The sequence below is a fragment of the Nesterenkonia massiliensis genome, assembly GCF_000455245.1.
GTDB classification, from domain to species: Bacteria; Actinomycetota; Actinomycetes; order Actinomycetales; family Micrococcaceae; genus Nesterenkonia; species Nesterenkonia rhizosphaerae.
The window spans coordinates 63,110-65,106 of the sequence record NZ_HG005167.1; the positions used below are offsets into that span (position 1 = coordinate 63,110).

General features: G+C 60.6%; 3 protein-coding genes. 2 read left to right on the plus strand and 1 reads right to left on the minus strand.

What is annotated here, in order from left to right; all coding sequences use genetic code 11:
• Positions 1–107 precede the first annotated feature (107 nt).
• Positions 108–755: a recombinase family protein gene (locus TX78_RS05860; RefSeq protein ID WP_044494603.1), complete on the minus strand. Its 648-nt coding sequence runs from the start codon at positions 753–755 to the stop codon at positions 108–110.
• Between the two features lie 196 nt (positions 756–951).
• On the opposite strand from TX78_RS05860, the gene cmtR reads away from it, so the two are divergent.
• Positions 952–1,311 carry a Cd(II)/Pb(II)-sensing metalloregulatory transcriptional regulator CmtR gene (gene cmtR / locus TX78_RS13150; RefSeq protein ID WP_081652606.1) on the plus strand — a complete coding sequence of 120 codons (360 nt, stop codon included), beginning with the start codon at positions 952–954 and terminating at the stop codon, positions 1,309–1,311.
• Positions 1,308–1,907: a cadmium resistance transporter gene (locus TX78_RS05865; RefSeq protein ID WP_044494935.1), complete on the plus strand. Its 600-nt coding sequence runs from the start codon at positions 1,308–1,310 to the stop codon at positions 1,905–1,907. The genes cmtR and TX78_RS05865 overlap by 4 nt, the downstream gene beginning before the upstream one ends.
• Positions 1,908–1,997 lie beyond the last annotated feature (90 nt).

A 1,997-nucleotide genomic window follows, 5' to 3' on the forward strand; every position in this document is an offset into this window, starting at 1 on the left:
CCGGATTCTGCGGCGAGCCGTGTCCAGGGGACGCCCTCATCGTGTTGGCGCAGCAGAGCGATCTTGTCTTCCGGGGTCCACTGCGCCATCGCGACCACCTACCGGTATCAGATCTCGGAGCCGGAGCCGGAGTCGGCCGCGGTCTCCGGGCTGGTGGTCTCCGGTTCGGCGGTCACCGGTTCCGGCGGCCGGGGCGGCAGGTGACGGTAGAGACTGGTGCGGGCGATCCCGGTCTTGGCCACGATCTCCGCCATGGTGTACCCGCTGGCGCGCAGGTGCTCGGCGTAGGAGAGCTTGTCCGGATCTACCACCGAGGGCCGTCCCACCCGTCGGCCCTTCGCCCTGGCTACCGCCCGAGCATGGGCGGCACGCTCCAGGGAGTAGGTGCGTTCCATCTGCCCAAACAGCGCCAGCAACACCACATTCAGCTGAGCCATCGGATCATCAGGGTTTGAGGAATCCAGTTTGATCGAATCAGCCAAATTGCGCACCCCCACCCCTCGTTCGGAGAGGTCATGGATCAGGTTTAACGTATCCCGCACCGTGCGCCCGAGCCGGTCCAGAGTGTGCACCACGATCACATCACCCTCACGGGCATAATCCAACGCCGCAGTCAGCCCGGGACGGTTCACGGTAGACCCGGATTTCTTGTCCACATAGATCCGCTCCGCCGGAATGCCGACTTCACGCAACGCCTCAATCTGCCGATCCAGATCCTGCTTGACCGTCGAAACCCGCGCGTACCCCAAATCCATGCCCTGAGAGTACCAGTAGTCATAACCGTACGGAATAGATGGGATTCTTTAGTGGGACTACTTCTGGAACGAAAAATGCTGCCCTATGCCCATCGATACGGATAATGACCCGGGGTGTCCCAGAACCAAGGAACTGGGACGACCGAAAAATCGGGGTTCTGTCCAATAGTTCAGCGTTTACTGTATAGTTCACTGGATGCTGACTATTGCTTCTCGTATGGATGTGATGAACCGGTTGGGCCGGGCGATGGCCGACCCCACTCGATCACGGCTACTGCTGAGATTGATGGAGCGGCCGGCTTACCCGGCGGAGCTGGCCCAGAGGTTGGGTCTGACCCGCTCGAATGTTTCCAATCATTTGTCGTGCTTGCGCGACTGCGGGATCGTGGTCGCTGTGCCCCAGGGTCGCCAGACACGGTATGAGATTACTGATGCGCACCTGGCACAGGCGCTGACTACGTTGGTCGAGGTCACTCTGGCCGTCGATGAGGACGCGCCGTGTCTGGACTCTGGCTGTTCAGTACCGGGGTGCTGCTCCTCGGGGCTGGTCCCGTGATTTTTTCCTCTGTTGTGCAGGCGATCGGTCTGTTCATCGCAACCAATATTGATGACATCATCGTGGTCTCGCTGTTCTTCGCCCGTGGAGCTGGACAACGCGGGACCACGGCACGTATCGCCGCCGGTCAATACCTGGGATTCTCAGGCATCCTCGGTGCGGCTGTGCTGGTGAGTCTGGGTGCCGGAGCCATCCTGCCCTCGGCAGCTATCCCGTACTTTGGGCTGATTCCCCTGGGTCTGGGCCTGTGGGCTGGGTGGCAGGCCTGGCGTGAAGACCAGGACGATGATGACGATGCCAAAATCGCGGACAAGAGGGTTAGCGTGTGGACCGTCGCAGCAGTCACCTTCGCCAACGGCGGGGATAACATTGGGGTTTACGTGCCGGTCTTCCTCAACGTAGCCCCAGCCACGGTGGTGACCTACTGCATCGTCTTCCTCGTACTCGTCGCCGTCCTGGTCATGCTGGCCAAGTTAATCGCCACCCGCCCGCCGATCGCCGAAATCTTAGAACGCTGGGAACACGTGCTGTTCCCTATCGTGCTAATCGTCCTCGGTATCTTCATCCTCATCAGTGGCGGAGCATTCGGGCTCTAAACTCCTACAACACCTGCCGGCGGCCACCTGGCTTGCTAAAAATGCCACTTACCGGTGCGAAAACCACGCCACTTACCGCTGCGACTCACA